The organism is Variovorax sp. Varisp46, from assembly GCF_059491885.1.
Map to the genome: position 1 here is coordinate 5,301,544 of NZ_CP168515.1, position 19,623 is coordinate 5,321,166.

19 protein-coding genes are annotated in these 19,623 nt (G+C 67.9%); 5 read left to right on the forward strand and 14 right to left on the reverse strand.

Translation table 11 applies throughout. The features are described from left to right. Window positions 1-35: 35 nt before the first annotated feature. Window positions 36-929 (forward strand): LysR family transcriptional regulator, encoded by an 894-nt coding sequence (locus ACEN9N_RS25175; RefSeq protein WP_495654778.1) that lies wholly within the window; start codon window positions 36-38, stop codon window positions 927-929. 7 nt (window positions 930-936) lie between these two features. Here ACEN9N_RS25175 and ACEN9N_RS25180 read toward each other — a convergent pair whose 3' ends face one another. The 3 genes from ACEN9N_RS25180 to ACEN9N_RS25190 form a co-directional block, all read right to left on the reverse strand. After that, on the reverse strand, window positions 937-1,974 hold the full coding sequence (locus ACEN9N_RS25180) for an aliphatic amidase (RefSeq protein ID WP_495654779.1): 1,038 nt from the start codon (window positions 1,972-1,974) through the stop codon (window positions 937-939). Window positions 1,975-2,147: 173 nt separating this feature from the next. Beyond that, the gene (locus ACEN9N_RS25185) at window positions 2,148-2,648 is read right to left on the reverse strand and encodes a hypothetical protein (RefSeq protein WP_413315039.1); all 501 of its coding nucleotides are present in this window, start codon (window positions 2,646-2,648) and stop codon (window positions 2,148-2,150) included. Further along, on the reverse strand, window positions 2,645-3,601 hold the full coding sequence (locus ACEN9N_RS25190; protein ID WP_495654780.1) for a LysR family transcriptional regulator: 957 nt from the start codon (window positions 3,599-3,601) through the stop codon (window positions 2,645-2,647). Before ACEN9N_RS25190 ends, ACEN9N_RS25185 begins: the two co-directional genes overlap by 4 nt. Window positions 3,602-3,696: 95 nt before the next feature. Between ACEN9N_RS25190 and ACEN9N_RS25195 the strand changes: the two genes are divergently transcribed. Then, complete coding sequence (locus ACEN9N_RS25195) at window positions 3,697-4,692, forward strand: NAD-dependent epimerase/dehydratase family protein (RefSeq protein WP_007837906.1); 996 nt, start codon at window positions 3,697-3,699, stop codon at window positions 4,690-4,692. 7 nt (window positions 4,693-4,699) lie between these two features. On the opposite strand, the gene ACEN9N_RS25200 is transcribed toward ACEN9N_RS25195, so the two are convergent. The 5 genes from ACEN9N_RS25200 to ACEN9N_RS25220 all read right to left on the reverse strand — a co-directional run bounded on the left by ACEN9N_RS25200 (window position 4,700) and on the right by ACEN9N_RS25220 (window position 8,599). Next, window positions 4,700-5,644 carry a glutaminase gene (locus ACEN9N_RS25200; RefSeq protein WP_495654781.1) on the reverse strand — a complete coding sequence of 315 codons (945 nt, stop codon included), beginning with the start codon at window positions 5,642-5,644 and terminating at the stop codon, window positions 4,700-4,702. Then, window positions 5,641-6,549, reverse strand: a complete 909-nt coding sequence (locus ACEN9N_RS25205; RefSeq protein WP_495654782.1) for a DMT family transporter — start codon at window positions 6,547-6,549, stop codon at window positions 5,641-5,643. Before ACEN9N_RS25205 ends, ACEN9N_RS25200 begins: the two co-directional genes overlap by 4 nt. An 85-nt stretch (window positions 6,550-6,634) precedes the next feature. After that, entirely contained in the window at window positions 6,635-7,132 is a 498-nt protein-coding gene (locus ACEN9N_RS25210; RefSeq protein ID WP_007837902.1) for a BON domain-containing protein, read from the reverse strand. Then, on the reverse strand, window positions 7,132-7,641 hold the full coding sequence (locus ACEN9N_RS25215) for a flavin reductase family protein (RefSeq protein WP_042674233.1): 510 nt from the start codon (window positions 7,639-7,641) through the stop codon (window positions 7,132-7,134). Before ACEN9N_RS25215 ends, ACEN9N_RS25210 begins: the two co-directional genes overlap by 1 nt. Window positions 7,642-7,684: 43 nt before the next feature. Then, window positions 7,685-8,599, reverse strand: a complete 915-nt coding sequence (locus ACEN9N_RS25220) for a LysR family transcriptional regulator (protein ID WP_413315043.1) — start codon at window positions 8,597-8,599, stop codon at window positions 7,685-7,687. Between the two features lie 73 nt (window positions 8,600-8,672). Here ACEN9N_RS25220 and ACEN9N_RS25225 point away from each other — a divergent pair, with 73 nt between their 5' ends. Next, window positions 8,673-10,661: an alkyl/aryl-sulfatase gene (locus tag ACEN9N_RS25225; protein ID WP_495654783.1), complete on the forward strand. Its 1,989-nt coding sequence runs from the start codon at window positions 8,673-8,675 to the stop codon at window positions 10,659-10,661. On the opposite strand, the gene ACEN9N_RS25230 is transcribed toward ACEN9N_RS25225, so the two are convergent. Next, window positions 10,643-11,872: a nucleoside recognition domain-containing protein gene (locus ACEN9N_RS25230; protein ID WP_413335820.1), complete on the reverse strand. Its 1,230-nt coding sequence runs from the start codon at window positions 11,870-11,872 to the stop codon at window positions 10,643-10,645. The genes ACEN9N_RS25225 and ACEN9N_RS25230 overlap by 19 nt on opposite strands. Before the next feature lie 71 nt (window positions 11,873-11,943). On the opposite strand from ACEN9N_RS25230, the gene ACEN9N_RS25235 reads away from it, so the two are divergent. Both ACEN9N_RS25235 and ACEN9N_RS25240 read left to right on the forward strand, forming a co-directional pair. Next, entirely contained in the window at window positions 11,944-13,521 is a 1,578-nt protein-coding gene (locus ACEN9N_RS25235) for a phospholipase D family protein (RefSeq protein ID WP_413315045.1), read from the forward strand. Between the two features lie 115 nt (window positions 13,522-13,636). Further along, window positions 13,637-14,794, forward strand: coding sequence for an ABC transporter substrate-binding protein (locus ACEN9N_RS25240; protein WP_007837896.1), 1,158 nt, complete (start codon window positions 13,637-13,639; stop codon window positions 14,792-14,794). A gap of 107 nt (window positions 14,795-14,901) precedes the next feature. On the opposite strand, the gene ACEN9N_RS25245 is transcribed toward ACEN9N_RS25240, so the two are convergent. The 5 genes from ACEN9N_RS25245 to ACEN9N_RS25265 all read right to left on the reverse strand — a co-directional run bounded on the left by ACEN9N_RS25245 (window position 14,902) and on the right by ACEN9N_RS25265 (window position 19,536). Then, window positions 14,902-15,606, reverse strand: a complete 705-nt coding sequence (locus tag ACEN9N_RS25245) for an ABC transporter ATP-binding protein (protein WP_495654784.1) — start codon at window positions 15,604-15,606, stop codon at window positions 14,902-14,904. Next, window positions 15,599-16,366, reverse strand: coding sequence for an ABC transporter ATP-binding protein (locus tag ACEN9N_RS25250; protein ID WP_495654785.1), 768 nt, complete (start codon window positions 16,364-16,366; stop codon window positions 15,599-15,601). Before ACEN9N_RS25250 ends, ACEN9N_RS25245 begins: the two co-directional genes overlap by 8 nt. Further along, entirely contained in the window at window positions 16,363-17,325 is a 963-nt protein-coding gene (locus ACEN9N_RS25255) for a branched-chain amino acid ABC transporter permease (RefSeq protein ID WP_495654786.1), read from the reverse strand. The genes ACEN9N_RS25250 and ACEN9N_RS25255 overlap by 4 nt, the downstream gene beginning before the upstream one ends. Before the next feature lie 127 nt (window positions 17,326-17,452). Beyond that, window positions 17,453-18,313 carry a branched-chain amino acid ABC transporter permease gene (locus ACEN9N_RS25260; RefSeq protein ID WP_495654787.1) on the reverse strand — a complete coding sequence of 287 codons (861 nt, stop codon included), beginning with the start codon at window positions 18,311-18,313 and terminating at the stop codon, window positions 17,453-17,455. A gap of 23 nt (window positions 18,314-18,336) precedes the next feature. Further along, a complete protein-coding gene (locus ACEN9N_RS25265; protein WP_495654788.1) occupies window positions 18,337-19,536 on the reverse strand; it encodes an ABC transporter substrate-binding protein in 1,200 nt (399 codons plus the stop codon). Between the last annotated feature and the right edge of the window lie 87 nt (window positions 19,537-19,623).

Sequence of the window (19,623 nt, forward strand, 5' to 3'; positions counted from 1 at the left end):
CTGACACTCGTCATCACCTTTCCTGATGTGAACCGATGCGACAACTCAACCTCGACCAGCTGCGCACCCTCATCGCCATCGTCGACCTCGGCACGTTCTCGGCGGCGGCCAGGGCGCTGCACCTCGCGCAGCCCACGGTGAGCCTGCACATCAGCGAACTCGAATCGCGCCTCGGCGCACCGTTGGTGGTGCGCGGCAACCGGCGCATCACGCCGACGGCGGCGGGCGCCGCGCTGGTGGAGCGCGGGCGCAAGCTGCTGCGCGACACCGACGACGCGATCGAGACCGTCAAGCGCCAGGCCGAAGGGCGCGTGGGCCGCGTGCGCCTGGGCACCTCGACCGGCGTGCTGGTCGACCTGCTGCCACAGGTGCTGGAGGCACTGGGCGCGGAGCATTCGGGCATCGACGTCGAGGTGAGCATCCGAGGCTCCTACGAGGCCATGGAGCGGCTGGCGGCGGGCACGCTCGACATCGGCCTGGTCGCCATTCCGCAGCCGCCGCTGCGCGGCATCGTCGTTACGCCATGGTGCAAGCAGCCCATGATGGCTTTCGTGCCGCGCCGCTGGAAGGCGCCGAAGCGCGTCACGCCGGCCTGGCTGGCGGCACAGCCGCTGATCTTCAACGAAGCGGCCACGCACATGTACCGCCTCACGATGGAGTGGTTCGCCGCCGCCGGCTTCGCGCCGCGCGCGCGCATCGAGCTCAACTACGACGCCGCCATGCGCAGCCTCGTGGCCGCCGGCTACGGTGCCGCGCTGCTGCCGCTGCAGCAGTCGACCGACACGGTGTCCGGCAACGACCGCATGCAGATCCTGCCGGTGAGCCCGAAGCTCACGCGCTGCGTGGGCATCGCGCACCGCCAGCATGCGCTGCTCGACGGTGCGACGCTGAGCGTGCTCGAGGTGCTGAAGACCTTCAGTCAGGCCTGAGCCATGTTCATCGGCCTTGCGCCGGCCCGTTCGGAATACCCTCGATGGGGCACTCCGGCGTGCCCGCCGTGCTGCGCGTGAGCGCTTCCACCATCTCGCGCGTTCCTTCGGGGTCGTTGATCCACTTCGCGTAGAAGTCGTAGGGGCAGGCCGCCAGCCCCTTGTCGCCGTCGCCCGAGTTGATGGTGCCGGTATAGCCGCGGTGCAGCAGCTTGAACAGGTGGTTCTGCGACTGGCCGTTCCTGCGCGCGTCGCGGATCAGGCTTATCGACAGTTCGGCATAGTTGATGCCCATCTCCTCCTCGCCGCACTCGCCCAGCGTGCGGCCGTCGAAGCCGATCAGCGCCGAGTGGCCGAAGTACGAGTACACACCGTCGAAGCCCGCCGCGTTGGCCACCGCCACGTAGGTGTTGTTCATGAAGGCCATGGCCTTCGACACCAGGATCTGCTGCTCCTTGGACGGGTACATGTAGCCCTGGCACCGCACGACGAGCTCGGCGCCGCGCATCGTGCAGTCGCGCCAGATCTCGGGGTAGTTGCCGTCGTCGCAGATGATCAGGCTGATCTTCATGCCCTTGGGGCCCTCGCTCACGTAGGTGCGGTCGCCCGGATACCAGCCCTCGATGGGCACCCACGGCATGATCTTGCGGTACTTCTGGACGATCTCGCCCTGGTTGTTCATGAGGATCAGCGTGTTGTAGGGCGCCTTGTCCGGATGCTCCTCGTGGCGCTCGCCGGTCAGCGAGAACACACCCCAAACGTTGGCGCGGCGGCAGGCGTCGGCGAAGATCGCGGTCTCCTCGCCCGGCACGGTGGCGGCCGTGTCGTACATCTCCTTCTCGTCGTACATGATCCCGTGCGTCGAGTACTCCGGGAAGATCACCAGGTCCATGCCCGGCAGGCCCTTCTTCATGCCGACCAGCATCTCGCCGATCTTGCGGGCGTTGTCCAGCACCTCGGCCCTGGTGTGCAGGCGGGGCATCTTGTAGTTGACGACCGCGACGCCCACGCAATCGCTGCTGCTCGAAATATCACCGTGTCTCATGACGCTGCTCCTGAAGGATGGTTGAGAAAGAAAAACAAGAAAGCCCGGATCGGCGTTCAACCGATCCGGGCTTTCCGGTGGAGCAATGGGTTCGTGTCGTCGAAGCCGATTGTTCTCAACTCAGCGCGGGCTGCACATACGTCATTTCGCTGATTGCGTTGGTACCCGGTGCGTCAGCGCGGCCGCGCGTAGCCGGATTCGATCCACGCACTCGCGCTGCTGGCCGTGAGCCTGAACGCGGGCGACACGTTCACGCTGGCGAGCTCGGAGTCGTCGGCATCGTCGTAGGCGCTGAGCGTGGCCGAGGGGTTGTCCTCGTCCGGCACGATGGCCAGCGCCACGCGCACGCGCCGGTCATCGCGCGTGGTGACGGTCACGCTCCTGTTGAGCGTGGCGTGCAGCTGCTGCTCGTGGCGGCGGATGACTTCGGCGGCGGTCTTCACCAGCGTGGAGAAGGCGGGGCCGTCGAGCGGCTTCGGATTCTTCTTGTCGCGGCCCATGGTCCAGGGGCCGACCAGTGCCGGCTCGGGGTCGCCGTGGCGCGTCATCTCGACGGCCCAGCCGTCGTCTTCCTCGTTCTTGATGATGCGGGCGGTCCAGCGGTCGTCGCGCCAGAGGCGGTCTTCCTGCAGGGGGAGGGAGTCGGAGTCGTTCGGTTCGGTAAGGTCGGTCATTCGGTGGCCTGGGTTCTCGCGGCGGCCATTTTCCCCTGTGTGCCGGCTACTTCCGGCGCGCCAACGTACTGTTGCAGTCCCTCGACCAGCGCGTCGAACGCGGCGCGGCAACGCGGGCTGTGGCGCAGGTCCTCGTGCATGGTGACCCAGGTGTCGAGTTTCATCGAGAAGGTGCGCGGCATCAGGTGCACCAGCGCGTCGCTGCGCCGGGCGAGGCCGACCTGGCAGATGCCGATGCCCGCACCCGCGCGGATCAGCGCCAATTGGGCCAGGTCGCTGTCGGTGCGCAGCGAGAAGGCGTCGCGGCCATAGCCCGGCCACGCCTTGCCCGCCTTGGCCGCGTTGCGCACGAAGGCCGGCGGTTGGTCGTAGCCGATCACCGCATGCGCGGCCAGCGCCTCGAGCTTGCGCGGCGTGCCGTGGCGCGCCAGGTAGTCGCGGTGCGCGTGAAAGCCCAGTTCGATGTTGCCGATGCGGCGCGCCACCAGCTGCTCCTGCTTCGGGCGCACCATGCGCACGGCGATTTCGGCTTCGCGCCGCAGCAGGTCCTGCACGCGGTTGGTCAGCACCAGCTCGACCTTCAGCGCCGGATGCGCTTCGCGCAGCCGCGCCACGATGGGCGGCAGCACTTCCACGCCCATCACCTCGCTGGCCGACACCCGCACCACGCCGCGCACGCCCGCGCCATGGCTGCTGGCGGCGCGCTCCAGCGAGGCCGCAGTGCTTTCCATGGCCTCGGCGTGGGTCTGCAAGGCCAGCGCCACCTCGGTCGGCAGCAGGCCGACCTGCGAGCGCGTGAAGAGCACAACGCCCAATGCCTCCTCGAGCGCGGCCACGTGGCGCCCGGCCGTGGGCTGGGTGATGCCCAGCGCGCGCGCGGCGCCCGAAAGCGAACCCTCGCGCAGCACGCCGAGGAAGGAGCGGTAGAGCTCCCAGCCGATGTTCGAAGTCATACAGAAATGTATAGCTGCTGGTTAATGTTCGGCAATTCCTTTTGAACCTCGCCAAATCCAGAATTCGTCCATCGACAACTGTTCTGGAGCATTTCATGGCACGCAACGACACGGTTCTGGTTCTTGGCGCAACGGGCGGCATCGGCAGCGAGGTGGCGCGCCAGCTGCGCGACGCAGGCTGGCAGGTGCGCGCACTCAAGCGCGGCGCGACCGAAGGCCGCAGCGACGGCATCACCTGGCTGGCCGGCGACGCGATGGATGCGCAGGCCGTGAGGCAGGCCGCGACGGGCTGCGCGGTCATCGTGCATGCGGTCAATCCGCCGGGCTATCGCCGCTGGTCGGAGCTGGTGCTGCCGATGCTCGACAACACCATCGCCGCCGCGAAGGCCGAGGGCGCGACCGTCGTGCTGCCCGGCACGGTCTACAACTTCGGCCCCGACGCCTTCCCGCTGCTGGCCGAAGACTCGCCGCAGCACCCGCTCACCCGCAAGGGCGCGATCCGCGTGGAGATGGAACGGCGCCTCGAAGACGCGAGCCGCCAGGGCGCCCGTGTGCTGATCGTGCGCGCCGGGGATTTCTTCGGCCCGAAAGCCGGCAACAACTGGTTCTCGCAGGGGCTGGTAAAGGCGGGGCAGCCGGTCAAGGCCGTGAGCTACCCGGGCCGCGCCGGTGTCGGCCACCAGTGGTCGTACCTGCCCGACGTGGCACGCACCATGGTCGAGCTGCTCGCGCGGCGCGACCGGCTCGAACCCTTCGCGTGCTTCCACATGGCGGGCCACTGGGACGCCGACGGCACGCGCATGAGCAGCGCCATCGGCAAGGTGGTGGCGCGGCGCACGCGCGGCACCGGCGCCGCGGTGCGCGTGTCGGCCTTTCCGTGGTGGCTGCTGACGCTGGCCTCGCCCTTCGTCGTCACCTTCCGCGAGATGCGCGAGATGCGCTATCTGTGGCGCACACCCGTGGGCATGGACAACGCGAAGCTGGTGGCCTTCCTTGGGCGCGAGCCGCACACGCCGCTCGAAGAGGCGGTGGAGGCCGCACTGGAAGGCATGGGTTGCCTGGCTTCGGCGCCGTTGGCCGCCACGGCCTGAAGAGCGATCAGAACACCGACAGCTCCGTGCGCGCCACGAACATCTCGAGCGCCTTCATGCCCAGCAGCGAATTGCCGGTGGCGTCCAGCGCGGGCGACCATACGCACAGCGTGAGTTTGTCGGGCACCACGGCCACGATGCCGCCGCCCACGCCGCTCTTGCAGGGCAGGCCGATGGAAAAGGCCACGTCGCCCGCCGCGTCGTAGGTGCCGCAGGTGAGCATCAGCGCGTTGATGCGGCGCGTCTGCCGCTCGCCGGTGATCGCAGGCTCGCCGTCGATCGGGTGGGCGCCGTCGCGGCTCAGGTAGGCGGCGGCGCGCGCGAGCTGGCGGCAGCTCATGCGCAGCGAGCATTGGTGGAAATAGGTATCGAGCACGGGCGCGACGTCGTTGTCGATCTTGCCGAAGCTCTTCATGAAGTTGGCCAGCGCGATGTTGCGAAAGCCCGTGTCGGCCTCCGATTGCGCGACTTCGTCGTCGAAGCCGATGGGCTCGCCGCACAGGCTCGTCATGAGCGCGAGGATGTCGGCCTTGGCGCTGCCGCCGTTGGCCTTGGCGTGGCTCACCAGCCGGTCGGCCACTGCGATGGCGCCGGCATTGATGAAGGGATTGCGCGGCTTGCCCTGTTCGTTCTCCAGCTGCACCAGCGAATTGAACGGGTTGCCCGAGGGCTCGCGGCCGATGCGCTCCCACAGCGCATCGCCCATGCGCTGCATGGCGAGCGTGAGCGTGAAGAGCTTCGACACGCTCTGGATGGAAAAGGGCGTCTCGCAGTCGCCCGCACCGGCCTCTTCGCCCTCGCAGGTGCGCAGCGCAATGCCGAACTGCCGCGCATCGACGCGTGCCAGCGCCGGGATGTAGCTGGCGACGGTGCCGCCTTGGCCGAGCTGCGGGCGCAGGGTGGCAACGATCTCGTCGAGTACCGGCTGGAAATTCGTGGTTGTCTTGCTCATGCGCTGCGTTGTACCGCAGGCCGCCGGTTCACCAGCACGATGCCCAGCGCGACGCCGACCAGCGCCACCACCAGCTGCGCCGTGAGCGGCTCCTTCAGCAGCGCCACGCCGAACACCAGCGCGAACAGTGGCGTGAGAAAGGTGAAGGACGACATCTGCGTGGCCGGGTAGTGCCGCAGCAGCCACATCCAGGTGAGGTAGCTGGCGAAGGCGCCGATCACGGTCTGCAGGCCGATGGAGGTCCAGGCCCAGCTGGAGTACGAAAAACTCCAGTGCTCGCCGAGCGCGAGCGACACCACCGGGCACACCGCCGTCGTCACTGCCACCTGATAGAACAGCGTCTTCTCTGCACTGGCCGTGGCCAGCCGCGTGGTGCGCAGCGTCAGCGTGGTCAGGCCCCAGAGCATGCCGGCGGCCAGTGCCATCCCGTCGCCGACGAGCTGCGACGAACTCATGTGGCCGAAACCCTCGCTGAAAGCCAGCACCACGCCCGAGAACGCGATGAACAGGCCCAGCCACTGGAAGCCGCGCAGCCGTTCGGCAGGCACCCAGCGCGGCAGCAGCAGCGACACCCAGAAAGGCGCGGTGTAGAGAAACACCGTGAGCCGCGAGGCGCTGGTGTGCTGCAGCCCCAGGTAGATGCCGGCGAACTCGCCCGAGAACAGCAGCCCCGCCAGCAGCCCCGGCCACAGCGTGCCGTCGCGCTCGAACAGCGGCACGCGCCGCCACACGCACCACAGCCACAGCAGCACGACCGCGCCGGTCATGCGGATCGAGGCCTGCCACAGCGGCGGCACCTCGGCCACGGTGGTCTTGATGAGGATCTGCTGCAGGCCCCAGAAGGCGCAGCAAGCAATGAGCAGGCCGATGGCGAGGCTGTCGAGATGGGTCTTGCGCTGGATCATTGGCGGGCGGTCGGTCACGGCGGATCGCCCGCCAGATTCATCCGATGATCGTACCGCGCCAGCGTGATCCGCGCGCAAGGCGCCGTCAGTTCGCGGCCCGAGGGTAGGGCGGCTTGCCGCGCGTGCCGACCATCAGGTCGGGCACCACGGTCTCGACGTCGGGCAGGGCGCGCGCGGCGCGTTCGAGCTTCTTCGCCAGCGCGGCATTGGGCACGCAGCCCTGCAGGTACACCCAGCGGCGCTGGATCATCACCCACACGCTGCCCTTGTTCACGCCCGGCACGGCCAGCAATGCGGCGCGCACCTTGGGCGCGAGCGGCTTGTCGTAGCGGTAGGCGTTGCTGTCGGTGCATTTGCCGGCCAGCCAGCAGCTGGTGCCGCGCTCCAGCCGCGAATGGGTCTGCAGGCGACGTTCCTCGGCCGTGTAGAACGGGCCTTCGGGCATCGCGCAGGCGGGCAGGCCCGCGGACACCTGGAAGAACGGATCGTCGAACCAGTTCTGCTTGAGCGGCCCCGCCGTTTCCTGCGCCATGCCGGTCTGCGCAGCGAGCAACAGGACGGACAACAGCGCAGGGCGTTTCATCACAAGGGATGCTCGGTATAGAAGCGCCCGCCGTGGAACAGCAGCGGCGAGGCGCCCGCATCGTGCGTGCAGCGCTCCACCTCGCCCACGAAGATCACGTGGTCGCCTTCGTCGTAGCGGCTGCGGTTGAAGCACTCGAAGCTGGCGGCCGCGCCCACCAGCACCGGTGCGCCGCCGAGGCCCTCGGTGAAGGCCACGTCGGCCCAGCGGTCGATGTTCTTGGCCGCGAAGCGTTCGGCCAGCGCCTTCTGGTTGGCCGCGAGGATGTTCACCGCGTAGTGCGAGCCGGTGCTCAGCGCGGGCATCGAGCCGGCCGCGCGCGCCAGGCTCCACAGCACCAGCGGCGGCGCAAGCGACACCGAGTTGAAGGAGTTGGCCGTGAGGCCGACCAGCGTGCCGTCGGCCGCGCGTGCGGTGACGATGGTGACGCCGGTGGCGAACATGCCGAGCGCTTCACGAAACTCGTCGGGCGAAAAGGAGGGCGGCTGGGCCCGGCGGGAAGTGGTCACTGAAAAAGGCGGCAAGGCTTGGAGGGCGGAGGACCATTTTGGCTCAGCGCCTGTCCGGCTGCTTGGCCGGGCTCATCAGCTCTGCCACCAGGCTGGCGTAGACGGTGGCGGCAGGTGAAAGCGTACGCCCTGCCAGGGTCACGAGGCTGTAGTGCGTCTGCATGTGCGCGAGGCCCGCGACCGGCAGCGGAACCAGCGCGCCCGTTTCGTGGCCCGGCCCCGGGGCGTCGGGGGCGAGGATCACCGCGTTGGCCGTGAGCGCGAGATGCCGCAGCGTGCCGGCGTCGTCGCAGGTCACGTTGAACACGCTGCGGTCGCCCCGTCGGGCCTGCCGGTCGAAATGCGTTGCCACCTCGGCCGGCAGGTGCGGGCCGGCCACGGGATAGGCCATGATTTTCTCGAGCGTCGCCTGCCTCAGCCGCAGCAGCGGGTGCTTCGGCCGCACGAAGAACGACACCGGTACGTCGGGCAGGCGCGCGAGCTTCAGCCCGGGTTGCCGCTTCGTCAGGTCGCGCGTGTCGGCGATGAACAGGTCGAGCTGGCGGCGCTGCAGGCGCTCGCACAGGGTGACGGTGTCGGCCACTTCCATGCGCATCTGCAGCTGCGGGTGGCGCTGGGCCATGAGCGACAGCGCCACACGGCCCAGCGTGCCGGCGGCGAAGGGACCGAGGCCCACCGCGAGGCTGCCGATGGCGAGGCCTTCGAGCTGCAGCACGTCGCGCTCGATCTGCTTCGCGTCGGCCAGCAGTTCGCGGGCACGCGCCAGCACCAGCTCGCCGGCTTGCGTGAAGCGCACGCTGCCGTAGGCGCGGTCGATCAGGCGCGCCTGCAGGCCCTCCTCGAGGTTCTCGATGCTGCGCGAGAGGGCGGGCTGCGACAGGTGCGAGGCCTGTGCCGCGCGGCCGAAGCTGCCCTGGTCGGCGAGGGCGACGAGGTGCTGGAGCTGGCGCAGCTGCATTTTGCGTTCTGGTTAAAAAGACAGCGCATATTTTGCATTTGCCAATGCTTGCGGCGCTTCGCAGAATTGTTGGATGACCCCTTCTTCCTTCTCCACCGCACTCGTTGCCCTGGCGTGCGCGCTGGGCGCATCGTCGATTTCCGCGCAGATCGCCCCCAAGGCGCCGCAGCCCTCCACCTTGCAGGCCAATGCAGACATGGCGAAGACGCTGCCCTTCGCCGACCGGCAGGACTTCGAGGACGCGATGCGCGGCTTCGTCGGCACCGTGCCAGATGCGCTCGTGCCCGGTGCCGGCGCGCGCCCTGTGTGGAGCATGAAGCCGTACGACTTCCTCAAGGCCGACGCGCCGGCCGACACCGTCAACCCGAGCCTGTGGCGGCAGGCGCAGCTCAATGCGATCCACGGCCTGTTCAAGGTGGCCGATCGCGTCTACCAGGTGCGCGGCTTCGACATCGCCAACATGACCATCGTCGAGGGTGACACCTCGCTGATCGTGATCGACCCGCTGCTGGCCGCCGAAACCGCGCGCGCCGCGCTCGATCTGTACTACCGGCACCGGCCCCGCAAACCGGTGGGCACGGTGATCTACACGCACGGCCATGCCGACCACTTCGGCGGCGTGAAGGGCGTGGTCGACGAGGCCGACGTGAAGGCCGGCAAGGTGCAGGTGCTCGCGCCCGCGGGCTTCATGGAAACGGCCGTGGCCGAGAACATCCTCGCGGGCAACGCGATGAGCCGGCGCTCGCAGTACCAGTTCGGCTCGCTGCTGCCGCCGGGCGTGCGCGGGCAGGTCGACACGGGGTTGGGCAAGGCGTTGGCGCGCGGCACGGTCACGCTGATCGCGCCCACGGCTACCATCGACAAGCCGACCGAGGAGCGCACCATCGATGGCGTGCAGTTCGTGTTCCGCCTGGTGCCCGGCTCCGAGGCACCGTCGGAAATGCTCATGTACCTGCCGCAGTTCCGCGTGCTGGACATGGCGGAAGACGTGACGCACACCATGCACAACCTCTACACGATCCGCGGCGCCGAGGTGCGCGACGGCAACCTGTGGTCGAAGTACATCGACGAGGCGCGCGTGGCTTTCGGCGGCAAGGCCGAGGTGCTGATCGCCCAGCACCACTGGCCCACCTTCGGGCAGGAGCGCATCGTCGAGCTGCTGAAGAAGCAGCGCGACATGTACAAGTTCATCAACGACCAGTCGCTGCGCCTGCTCAACCAGGGCTACACCGCCGCCGACATTGCCGAGACGCTGCGCATGCCGGCGAGCCTGGAGCAGGAATGGTCGGCGCGCGGCTACTACGGCACGCTGAGTCACAACGCCAAGGCCGTGTACCAGAAATACCTGGGCTGGTACGACGCCAATCCCGCCAACCTGAACCCGTTGCCGCCTGTGGCCTATGCGAAGAAGACGCTCGAGTACATGGGCGGCGCCGATGCGGTGCTGGCCCGTGCGCGCGAAGACTTCGGAAAGGGCGAATTCCGCTGGGTGGCCAGCGCGATGAGCCAGGTCGTGTATGCCGATCCGTCGAACCGCGCGGCCCGCGAACTGGGTGCCGACGCGCTCGAGCAGCTGGGCTACCAGTCGGAGGCCGGCACGTGGCGCAGCGCCTACCTGGTGGGCGCGATGGAGTTGCGCAATGGCGTGCCGAAGATCCCGGCGGGCAGCAGCTCCAATGCCGACACGCTGAAGGCGGTGAGCAATGACCTGTTCTTCGACTTCCTCGGCGTGCGGCTCGATGCGGCCAAGGCCGAGGGCAGGAAGATGGTCATCAACTGGAACTTCACCGATTCGAACCAGCAGTTCGTGCTGACGCTGGAGAACTCGGCGCTGACCCACATCGCGGGACGGCAGCCGGGTGCAGACGCTACGGTGACATTGAGCCGGGCCACGCTCGACGCGGTCACGCTGAAGGAGACGAGCTTTCCTGCGGCGGTGCTCGCGGGCAAGGTGAAGATCGACGGGGACCGCGCGAAGCTGGCGGAACTGATGTCGATGCTCGACACCTTCGAGCCGATGTTCCCGATCGTCGAGCCCAAGGCTCAGCCGAAGAACCAGTAGCACACCGCGATGGCGGCCACCACGCCCGCCAGCTCGGCCAGCAACGCACACGCCACCGCATGCCGCGCGCGCTGGATGCCGACCGCGCCGAAGTACACGGCCAGCACGTAGAAGGTGGTCTCGGTGCTGCCCTGGATGGTGGCGGCCACCAGCGCGGGGAAGCTGTCGACGCCCTGGCTCTTCATGGTCTCGATCAGCATCGCGCGCGCCGCGCTGCCCGAGAAGGGCTTGACCAGTGCGGTGGGCATGGCGTCGACGAAGCGCGCGTCGAAGCCGCCTGCGTGTACCAGCCAGCGCAGGCCGCCGAGCACGACGTCGAGCGCGCCCGAGGCCCGCAGCACGCCGACCGCGCACAGCATCGCGACGAGGTACGGCAGCAGGTTCTTCGCGATGTCGAAGCCTTCCTTCGCGCCTTCGATGAAGCACTCGTACACCTTCACGCGGCGGATCGCCCCGGCGAGCAGGAACACCATGACCACGCCGAACAGCGTGAGGTTGCCCAGCAGCGATGACAGCGACGCGATGGCCGCCGCCGACAGCGTGCCCAGCAGCGCCATGAAGCCGCCCAGCAGCAGCGCGCCGGGCACGAGGTAGGCCAGCACCACCGGGTCCCACAGCCGCAGGCGCTGCGCCACCGCCACCGACAGCAGCCCGACCAGCGTCGAGGCGCTGGTGGCCAGCAGGATCGGCAGGAACACCAGCGTCGGATCGCCCGCGCCCTGTTGCGCGCGGTACATGAAGATGGTGACCGGCAGCAGGGTCAGCGACGAAGCGTTGAGCACCAGAAAGAGAATCTGCGCGTTGGTGGCCGTCACCGGGTCGGGGTTCAGCCGCTGCAGCTCGCGCATCGCCTTCAGGCCGATGGGCGTGGCGGCGTTGTCCAGCCCCAGCGCATTGGCCGCGAAGTTCATCGTGATGAGCCCGAGCGCCGGATGCCCCGCCGGCACGCCCGGCATGAGGCGCCGGAACAGCGGCCCCAGCAGCCGCGCCAGCCAGCCGACCAGCCCCGCCGCCTCGGCGATGCGCAGGAAGCCCAGCCACAGCGTGAGCGTGCCGAACAGCAGCACCATCACCTCGACTGCCAGCCGCGCCATCGCGAACAGGCTTTCGACCAGGGCCGCGAACACGGTCGGGTCGCCCCCCACGAGCCACCGCCCCAGCGCCGCCAGCGCCGCCATCCCGAAGAAACCCAGCCACAAGCCGTTGAGCACGCTTCTCTTTCCTTTTTTGCGGGTCGATCATAGGTCGCCGCAGCGGCCCGCCGCGAGCTACAGTTCGGGCCATGCGCGCTTTCATCGTTCGTCGTTTCGCCGCCTTCCTGGGCTTTGTTGCGGCCGCATGGCTGGCCGGCTGCGTCAGCCTGCCGCCGCCCGTGCCGCGCGCGAACGTCGCGGCGATCACCGACGTGGCGCAGACCGAGCTCGGGCAGCTGGCGGCCAAGGGAATGCCGGGCGGGTCCGCCGCGCTCTCGGGCTTCCGCCTGCTGCCAGAGGCGGCGTTTGCCTTCGACGCCCGCATCTCGCTCGCGCGGCATGCCGAGAAATCGCTCGACGTGCAGTACTACCTGATCCAGAAGGACGACGTCGGCCTGCTGCTGCTCAAGGAGCTGCGCGAAGCCGCCGCGCGCGGCGTGCGCGTGCGCCTGCTGGTGGATGATCTCTACACGGCCGGCGAGGACGAGGTCTTCAGCACGCTGTCGGCCTTCCCGAACATCGAGGTGCGGCTGTTCAACCCGCTGCCCTCGCGCGCCAATTCGCTGTCGGCGCGGCTGCTGTTCTCGCTGACCGACTTCGGCCGCATCAACCATCGCATGCACAACAAGCTGCTGGTGGCCGACAACAGCTTCGCGGTGTCGGGCGGAAGAAATATCGCCAACGAGTACTTCATGCGCAGCACGGCGGCGAACTTCATCGACATGGACGTGTTGTCCAGCGGCCCCGTAGTGCGCCAGATGTCCGAGGGCTTCGACCGCTACTGGAACAGCGAACACGTGCGTCCCATCGAGCAGATCGCGCCGCTGCGCATGCCGGTGGAAGAGGCGCAGAAGCGCTTCGACGCCATCGCTCGCACCGCGGTGCCCGACGTGCCGATGCGCCCGCGCGACGTCCTCGACAAGCCGCCGGTGGGGCAGGAGCTGATCACCGGCGATGTCGATCGCCACTGGGCGCCGTTCAAGCTGTTCGTGGACGACCCCGAGAAGATCACGCGCAAGCCCGAGGCGGCCTTCGAGGGCAGCGTGACCGAGGGCGCGCTCGGCGTCATCAATTCGGCGAAGCGCGAGGTCAAGATCGGCTCGCCGTACTTCATTCCCGGCGCGCGCGGCATGGCGATGATGAAGAAGGCCATCGAGCAGGGCGGACGCATCACGGTGGTCACCAACTCGCTCGGTGCGACCGACGAGCCGCTCGCCTACGCAGGCTACGAGCGTTACCGCGCCGACATGCTGAAGATCGGCGTCACCATCTACGAGATCGCGCCCACGCTCACGGGGCGCTCGGGCCGGTTCGGGGATTTCGGCAAGTCGATCAGCCGGCTGCACGCCAAGCTCGCAGTGGTCGACGACGACCGGTTTTTCGTCGGCTCGATGAACCTCGACCACCGCTCGGCCGCCGTCAATACCGAAATGGGCCTCGTGATCGACAGCCCGGAACTGGTGAAGGACTACGACAAGCTGCTCGGCGGCGAGCGCCTCAACCTGGGCTACAGGCTGCGGCTCGGGCCCGACGGCCGGCGCGTGCAGTGGCTCGAGTACGACGATGCCGGCGGCGACATCGTCCACGAGGACGAACCCGGCGAATTCCTCTGGCTGCGCTTCAAGAACTGGCTGCTGCTGCCCATCGTGGGCGAGGAACTGTTGTAGACAGCTGACTGGCTGAGTCCGAACGTCCTTTCCAGGAGGAGGGAGTGCGTTACATTTCTAGTAGAAATGTGAAGTTTTGTCACTGCCCTTTGGAGGGCTCCTGGAGATTTCCCCCATGACCGTTCCTGTGCCGCGCGAATCGATTGCGCCGCTTTCCACCAGCCGTCGCCGTGCGCTGACCGGGCTGGCCGCAACCGCTGCAGCGGGCTTGGGATTTCCGGCGCTTGCGCAGACGCGGGCGGTGCGCGTCGGCGCCACCTTCGACAACAGCAGTGTCGAGAAGGCCAACGGGCAGGGTCTCTACCAGGGGTCGAGCGCGTTCTTCAATGCGCTGAACAAGGCGGGCGGCATCAACGGTACCAAGGTCGAGCTCGTGATTGCAGACGACACGTTCAAGCCCGAGGTGGCCAAGGCCAACGCGCTGGCCTTCGAGAAGGACAGCTCGGTGCTCGCGCTGGTGCATCCGCTGGGCACGCGCCAGACGGCCGCGGTGATGGATGCGGTCCCCGGCATCGCCGTGGTCGGCCCGATCACCGGCACCATCTCGCTGCGCAAGAAGGTTTCGCCGAACACCTTCTGGGTGCGCGCCAACTACGACCAGGAAGTCGACAAGCTCGTGAGCACGGCCATCGTGCTGGGCCAGAGCCGTATCGGCCTCGTGCATTCGGACGATCCGCTCGGCCAGTCGGTGCTGGGGGCCTTCAAGAATGCGCTGGTCAAGGCCAAGCTGGAGCCGGCGGTGATCGCGACCACGCCCAACACCACCAGCATGGAAGTCGGCCCCGCCGCCGACGCCATCGCCAAGGCCAAGCCGCAGGTCATCGTGGTCGGCCTGGCCGGCACGGCACCGGTGTTCCTGAAGGCATTGCGCGAAGCGGGCAACAGCAGCTCGGCCTACGGCCTGTCGATCACGGCCAGCGCGCTCGCGGCCATGGGCGACCTGGCGCGCGGCCTGGGCTTCGTGATCGTGGTGCCGTCGCCGTATTCGACCAAGTACGAGATCGTGCGCCGCTACCAGGCCGACATGGTGGCCAGCGGCGTCAAGGAGTTCTCGCTCACGAGCCTCGAGGGCTACATGAACGCGGCCGTGCTGGCGGAAGGCATGCGCCGCGCCGGCGGCTCGCTGACGCGTGCCTCGGTGATGTCGGGACTGGCGAGCATCGAGAACTTCGACCTGGGTGGGGTGAAGATCAACTACGGCCGCACGAACCGTGAAGGCGGCCAGTTCGTGGACGTGGCCGTGATCGGCAGCCGTGGGCAGATGCTGAGCTAGGCCTGGTCCTCCCCCAGGCTTCGCGCACTTCGTGTCGCTTCGCCAACCCCCTCGCCGGGGGGCAACACCTGCGGCCTGGCAAAACCGGTTCCGCGGTGTTCTGGCAATCAAACCCCGACGCCCAGCAAGCCTTCCAGCAGTTCCTGGTCCGAAGCCAGTTCGCTGCTGGGCCCCGCGTGCACGACGGTCCCGCGCTCCAGCACGATGGCCTTGTGGGTCATCTCCAGCGCCAGCACAGGGTGCTGCTCCACCACGATCGACGCCAGTCCTTCCGACTCGCACAAACGGCGAATAGCAGCAGCCAGCTCTTCCACGATGATCGGCGCGAGGCCCTCCATCGGCTCGTCGAGCAGCAGCAGCTTGGGGTTGGTCATCAGCGCGCGGCCGATGGCCAGCATCTGCTGTTCTCCGCCCGAGAGCTGGTTGCCGTAGTTGCCGCGCCGCTCGCGCAGGCGCGGGAAGAAGTCGTAGACGCGCTGGAGGTTCCAGCCGCCGAGCCGCGAGATCACGGTGAGGTTTTCTTCCACCGTGAGCGACGGGAACACCTCGCGCTCCTGCGGCACCCAGCCCAGCCCCGCACGCACGCGCTGGTGCGACGGCCAGCGCGAGATGTCGGCGCCCTGCCAACGGATCGCGCCCTGCATCACGCGGGTGTTGCCCATCAGCGTTTCCAGCAGCGTGGTCTTGCCCACGCCGTTGCGCCCGAGGATGGCGAGGCTCTCGCCTTGCTGCAGCGAAAAGTCGAGCCGGTCGAGCACGACGGCGTTGCCGTAGCCGGCGGTGATGCGGTCGAAGGCGAGTGCTTCAGGCATGGTGATGCGAGCTTCCCAGGTAGACCTCGCGCACGCGCGGGTCGGCGCCGATGTCCAACGGCGTGCCCTCGGTGAGGATGCGTCCGCCGACCAGCACCGAGATGCGGCGCGAGAAGCGGAAGACGAGCTTCATGTCGTGTTCGATGAACAGCACGCTGATGTCCTGCGGCAGCGCCGCGATGGCTTCGAACAGCTCGCCGCTCTCGTCCTGCGGCACGCCGGCGGCGGGCTCGTCGAGCAGCAGGATGCGGGGCTTGGCCGCGAGCGCCAGCGCGATCTCGAGCAGGCGCTGCTTGCCGTAGGCCAGCTCGGCCACGGGCACGTCGGCCAGGCTGTCGAGCCTGAGCGTGCCGAGCAGCGCATGCGCTTCGTCGAACACCGCGCTGCAGCCCTTGAGCGGCCGCCACCAAGTGGCGCCCAGCCCTTCGCGCTCGCTGATCGCCAGCACCACCGACAGCAGCGGCGTGAGGCTGGGGAACAGCGTGTTGATCTGGAACGTGCGCGCCAGGCCCATGCGTGCGCGCTTGTCGCACGACAGGCGCGTGATGTCGCGTTCGCCCATGTGGATCGAGCCGCTGGTGGGCTTGAACACGCCGGTGAGCAGGTTGATGAGCGTGGTCTTGCCGGCGCCGTTGGGGCCGATCAGCGCTTGCCGCGCGCCGGGTTCGAGCGACAGGCTCACGTCGCTCACGGCCTGGAACGCGCCGAAGCGGATGCCCAGGCCCTGGGTGCGCAAGGTGTGCGTGGTGCTCGAGCTCATCGCGCCTTCCCCGTGCGAACGAAGTGCGACAGCGCGCCCATGATGCCGCCGCGGCCCAGCATGACCGCCGCGATCAGGAAGATGCCGAGCCAGAACATCCAGTACTGGGGGTTCATGTCGGCGAACCAGTCGTGCACGAGCATGTAGACGATGGCGCCGATCAGTCCGCCGTACAGACGGCCGGTGCCGCCCAGCACGAGGATGATGAGCACCTCGGCCGAGCGATTGAAGCCGATCGACTCGATGCCGACGAACTGCGTGGTCTGCGCCAGCAGCGCTCCCGCCACGCCGGCCACCGCGGCCGAGAAGGCATAGGCCATGCGCAGCCGCGCCTCCACCGGCGAGCCGATGGCGAGCATGCGCTTGCGGCTGTCGTGGATGCCGCGAAGAGCCAGGCCGAAGGGTGAGCGCAGCACCCGCCGCACGAGCAGGAACATCGCGAGCACCGCGCCGAAGGCATAGCCGAAGGCGGTCTTGCCGTAGAGGTCGAAGTCGAAGAGGCCGAGCACGGGTGCAATCGCCACGCCTTGCAAGCCGTCGGTGCCACCGGTAATGCCCGAGAGGCGGTTGGCCACTTCGAACAGCAGCACGCACACGCCGATGGTGATCATGAGCCGTGTGAGGTCGGCGCCGCGCACGACGAGGTAGCTCAGCACATAGCCCAGTACGCCGCACACCGCGAGTGCGAACAGCAGGCCGGTGAAGGGCTCGCTCCAGCCGTACTTGACGAGCAGGCCGGCCGCGTACGCACCAGCACCGAAGAAGGCCGCATGGCCCACGGTGAGGATGCCCGCATAGCCCAGCGCCATGTCGAGCGACACCGCGAAGAGGCCGAAGATCATCACCTGGCTCATCAGCGTGAGCTTGTCGGGCAGCAGGAAGAAGCTCGACGCCAAAGCCAGCCAGAAGGCGATTTCGGCAGCGCGCAGTTGAGTAGGGGAGAGGGTGACTGGCTTCATGCGCGTTCTATCGCTTGTGCTTGTCTTGAGCGCTGCTGTTCGGGGTGCGTGCACAGGGCGTCGGGTACTCCCCCTCCGCGAATGTCCACCGTGTCGGCGTGAGTGCACCCCGAAGGAAACGCGCACATCATGCGAGCCCCTTCTTCGCGACGATGCCGTTGGGCCGCACCAGCAGCATGACGATCATGAAGACGTAGATCAGAAAGGCGCCAGCTTCAGGCAGGTAGTACTTGCCCGCCACGTCGACGATGCCGACCAGCAGCGCCGCGATGAACGGCCCGGTGACGGTGCCCGCGCCGCCCACGCACACCACCATCAGAAAGTAGACGAGGTACTTGTGCGGGAACGACGGCTCCAGCCCCAGCATGCCGAGGCTCAACGCACCGCCAAGACCGGCGAGGCCGCAACCCAGGGAGAAGGTCAGGAAGAACAGGCGCTGCACGTGAATGCCGGTGCCGCCCGCCACGCGCTGGTTGTCCACCGCCGCACGCACCATCGCACCATAGCGCGTCTTGCCCAGGCCCAGCAGCAACGCAAGCAGCACGGCCACGCCGCAGACGATCAGGAACAGACGGTAGCGGCCCACCTCCAGGCCCAGCAGCGACACCTGGCCGTCGAGTGCCGGCGGCAGCGTGAAGGGCTGCATCGTCGGGCCGAAGAAGTACGTGAACGCGGCGATCGACACGAACACCACGCCGATCGACAACAGCACCTGGTCGAGCGGGTGCGCGCGGTACAGCCGCCGGTAGAACACGAACTCCAGCACCGCGCCCGCCACCGCCGCCGACACGAAGGCCGCTGCCAGCGAGAGGCCGAAGCCCAGGCCGAAGTGGTTCATCAGCACGCTGGCCGTGTAGCCGCCCACCATCGCGAAACTGCCGTGCGCGAGGTTGACGAAATTCATGAGCCCCATCGTGATGGACAGGCCCACGCCGATGAGGAACAGGAGCATGCCGTAGGCCACTCCATCGAAGATCACGATGCCCATGAATTTCCTGCTGGCTTGCTTGCTTACTTGGCGGAGGCGGCTTCCTTGGCCGGGTCTTTCACGCGGTCGAACTTGTCGAACTCGACGTTCACCAGCTGGCCGTTCACGCGCTCCGTCTTGCGGATGTAGACGGTCTGCACGATGTCGCGCGTGGCCGCATCGATCTCGATCGGGCCGCGCGGGCTCTCGAAGCTCAGGCCCTTGAGCGCGTCCATGAACTTGTCGCCGCCGGTGTCGCCCTTGGTCTTGGCCAGCGCGAGGTCGATGGCGGCCATGGCGTCGTAGGCGGTCACGGCAAAGTAGCTCGGGCGCAGCTTGGTGCCGTTGTCGGCGGCGAAGTCCTTCACGAACTTCTGGTTCTTGGCCGAGGGGTGCGCGAAGGAGTAGTGGTGGCTGGTGACCAGGCCCAGCGCCACGTCGCCGGTGGCATCGAGGTAGCTGTCGTCGGTGGCCTCGCCGGTGGCGTAGAGCTTGATGCCGGCCTGTTCCATGCCGCGCTCCTTCCACACCTTCAGGAAGGCCGGCGGCATCACGCCCGAGGGGAAGAAGAAGAACACGGCCTGGGGCTTGGCATCCTTGATGCGCTGCACGTAGGCCGAGAAGTCGGGGTTGTTCATCGGCGTGCGCACTTCGCCCGAGACCTTGCCGCCGCCGGCGGTGAAGGTCTTCTTGAAGGCGGTTTCCGCATCGACGCCCGAGGCGTAGTCGGCCACGACCGTGTACGCGTCCTTGATGCCTTCCTTGAGCATGTAGCGCGCCATCGGGTCGGTGACCTGCTGCACGGTGAACGACAGGCGCGCCACGTAGGGCGAACTGGTGGTGATGGCCGAGGAGGCGGCGTTCATCACGATGGTCGGGATCTTGGCCTGCGTGGCGATGGCGCCCACGGCGTATGCGTTGGGGCTGAAGTCCAGGCCGGTAAGGATGCTCGCCTTGTCGCGCACGATCAGCTCCTGCGCGATGCGCTTGGCGGCGTCGGGCGCGGGGCCGGCGGTGTCTTTCTTGATGATCTCGACCGTGCGGCCACCGACCTTGCCGCCATGCTCCTTCAGGTAGAGCGCGATGCCGGCGTCGAACTGGCGGCCGTAGTCGGCGTAGGGGCCGGAGTAGGTGGCAATGAGGCCGATGCGCAGCGGCTCGTCGGCGGCCTGCGCCGCGGCACCCAGCAGGCCGAGGCCGGCCAGCAGCAGGGTCGAGAGGATGGTTCTCTTGGTCATCGTCATTGGAAAACGCCTTTCAGGTGGAATGGATGCGGCCGCTCGGGCGCCGCTGTCGTGTAACCGGATGTGCAAAGCGGGCGATGATGCCCG

Coding starts and splice junctions, on each gene's coding strand:
- ACEN9N_RS25175 (WP_495654778.1), top strand. CDS start 36: ATGCGACAACTCAACCTCGACCAGCTGCGCACCCTCATCGCCATCGTC.
- ACEN9N_RS25180 (WP_495654779.1), bottom strand. CDS start 1,974: ATGAGACACGGTGATATTTCGAGCAGCAGCGATTGCGTGGGCGTCGCG.
- ACEN9N_RS25185 (WP_413315039.1), bottom strand. CDS start 2,648: ATGACCGACCTTACCGAACCGAACGACTCCGACTCCCTCCCCCTGCAG.
- ACEN9N_RS25190 (WP_495654780.1), bottom strand. CDS start 3,601: ATGACTTCGAACATCGGCTGGGAGCTCTACCGCTCCTTCCTCGGCGTG.
- ACEN9N_RS25195 (WP_007837906.1), top strand. CDS start 3,697: ATGGCACGCAACGACACGGTTCTGGTTCTTGGCGCAACGGGCGGCATC.
- ACEN9N_RS25200 (WP_495654781.1), bottom strand. CDS start 5,644: ATGAGCAAGACAACCACGAATTTCCAGCCGGTACTCGACGAGATCGTT.
- ACEN9N_RS25205 (WP_495654782.1), bottom strand. CDS start 6,549: ATGATCCAGCGCAAGACCCATCTCGACAGCCTCGCCATCGGCCTGCTC.
- ACEN9N_RS25210 (WP_007837902.1), bottom strand. CDS start 7,132: ATGAAACGCCCTGCGCTGTTGTCCGTCCTGTTGCTCGCTGCGCAGACC.
- ACEN9N_RS25220 (WP_413315043.1), bottom strand. CDS start 8,599: ATGCAGCTGCGCCAGCTCCAGCACCTCGTCGCCCTCGCCGACCAGGGC.
- ACEN9N_RS25225 (WP_495654783.1), top strand. CDS start 8,673: ATGACCCCTTCTTCCTTCTCCACCGCACTCGTTGCCCTGGCGTGCGCG.
- ACEN9N_RS25235 (WP_413315045.1), top strand. CDS start 11,944: ATGCGCGCTTTCATCGTTCGTCGTTTCGCCGCCTTCCTGGGCTTTGTT.
- ACEN9N_RS25240 (WP_007837896.1), top strand. CDS start 13,637: ATGACCGTTCCTGTGCCGCGCGAATCGATTGCGCCGCTTTCCACCAGC.
- ACEN9N_RS25245 (WP_495654784.1), bottom strand. CDS start 15,606: ATGCCTGAAGCACTCGCCTTCGACCGCATCACCGCCGGCTACGGCAAC.
- ACEN9N_RS25250 (WP_495654785.1), bottom strand. CDS start 16,366: ATGAGCTCGAGCACCACGCACACCTTGCGCACCCAGGGCCTGGGCATC.
- ACEN9N_RS25255 (WP_495654786.1), bottom strand. CDS start 17,325: ATGAAGCCAGTCACCCTCTCCCCTACTCAACTGCGCGCTGCCGAAATC.
- ACEN9N_RS25260 (WP_495654787.1), bottom strand. CDS start 18,313: ATGGGCATCGTGATCTTCGATGGAGTGGCCTACGGCATGCTCCTGTTC.
- ACEN9N_RS25265 (WP_495654788.1), bottom strand. CDS start 19,536: ATGACGATGACCAAGAGAACCATCCTCTCGACCCTGCTGCTGGCCGGC.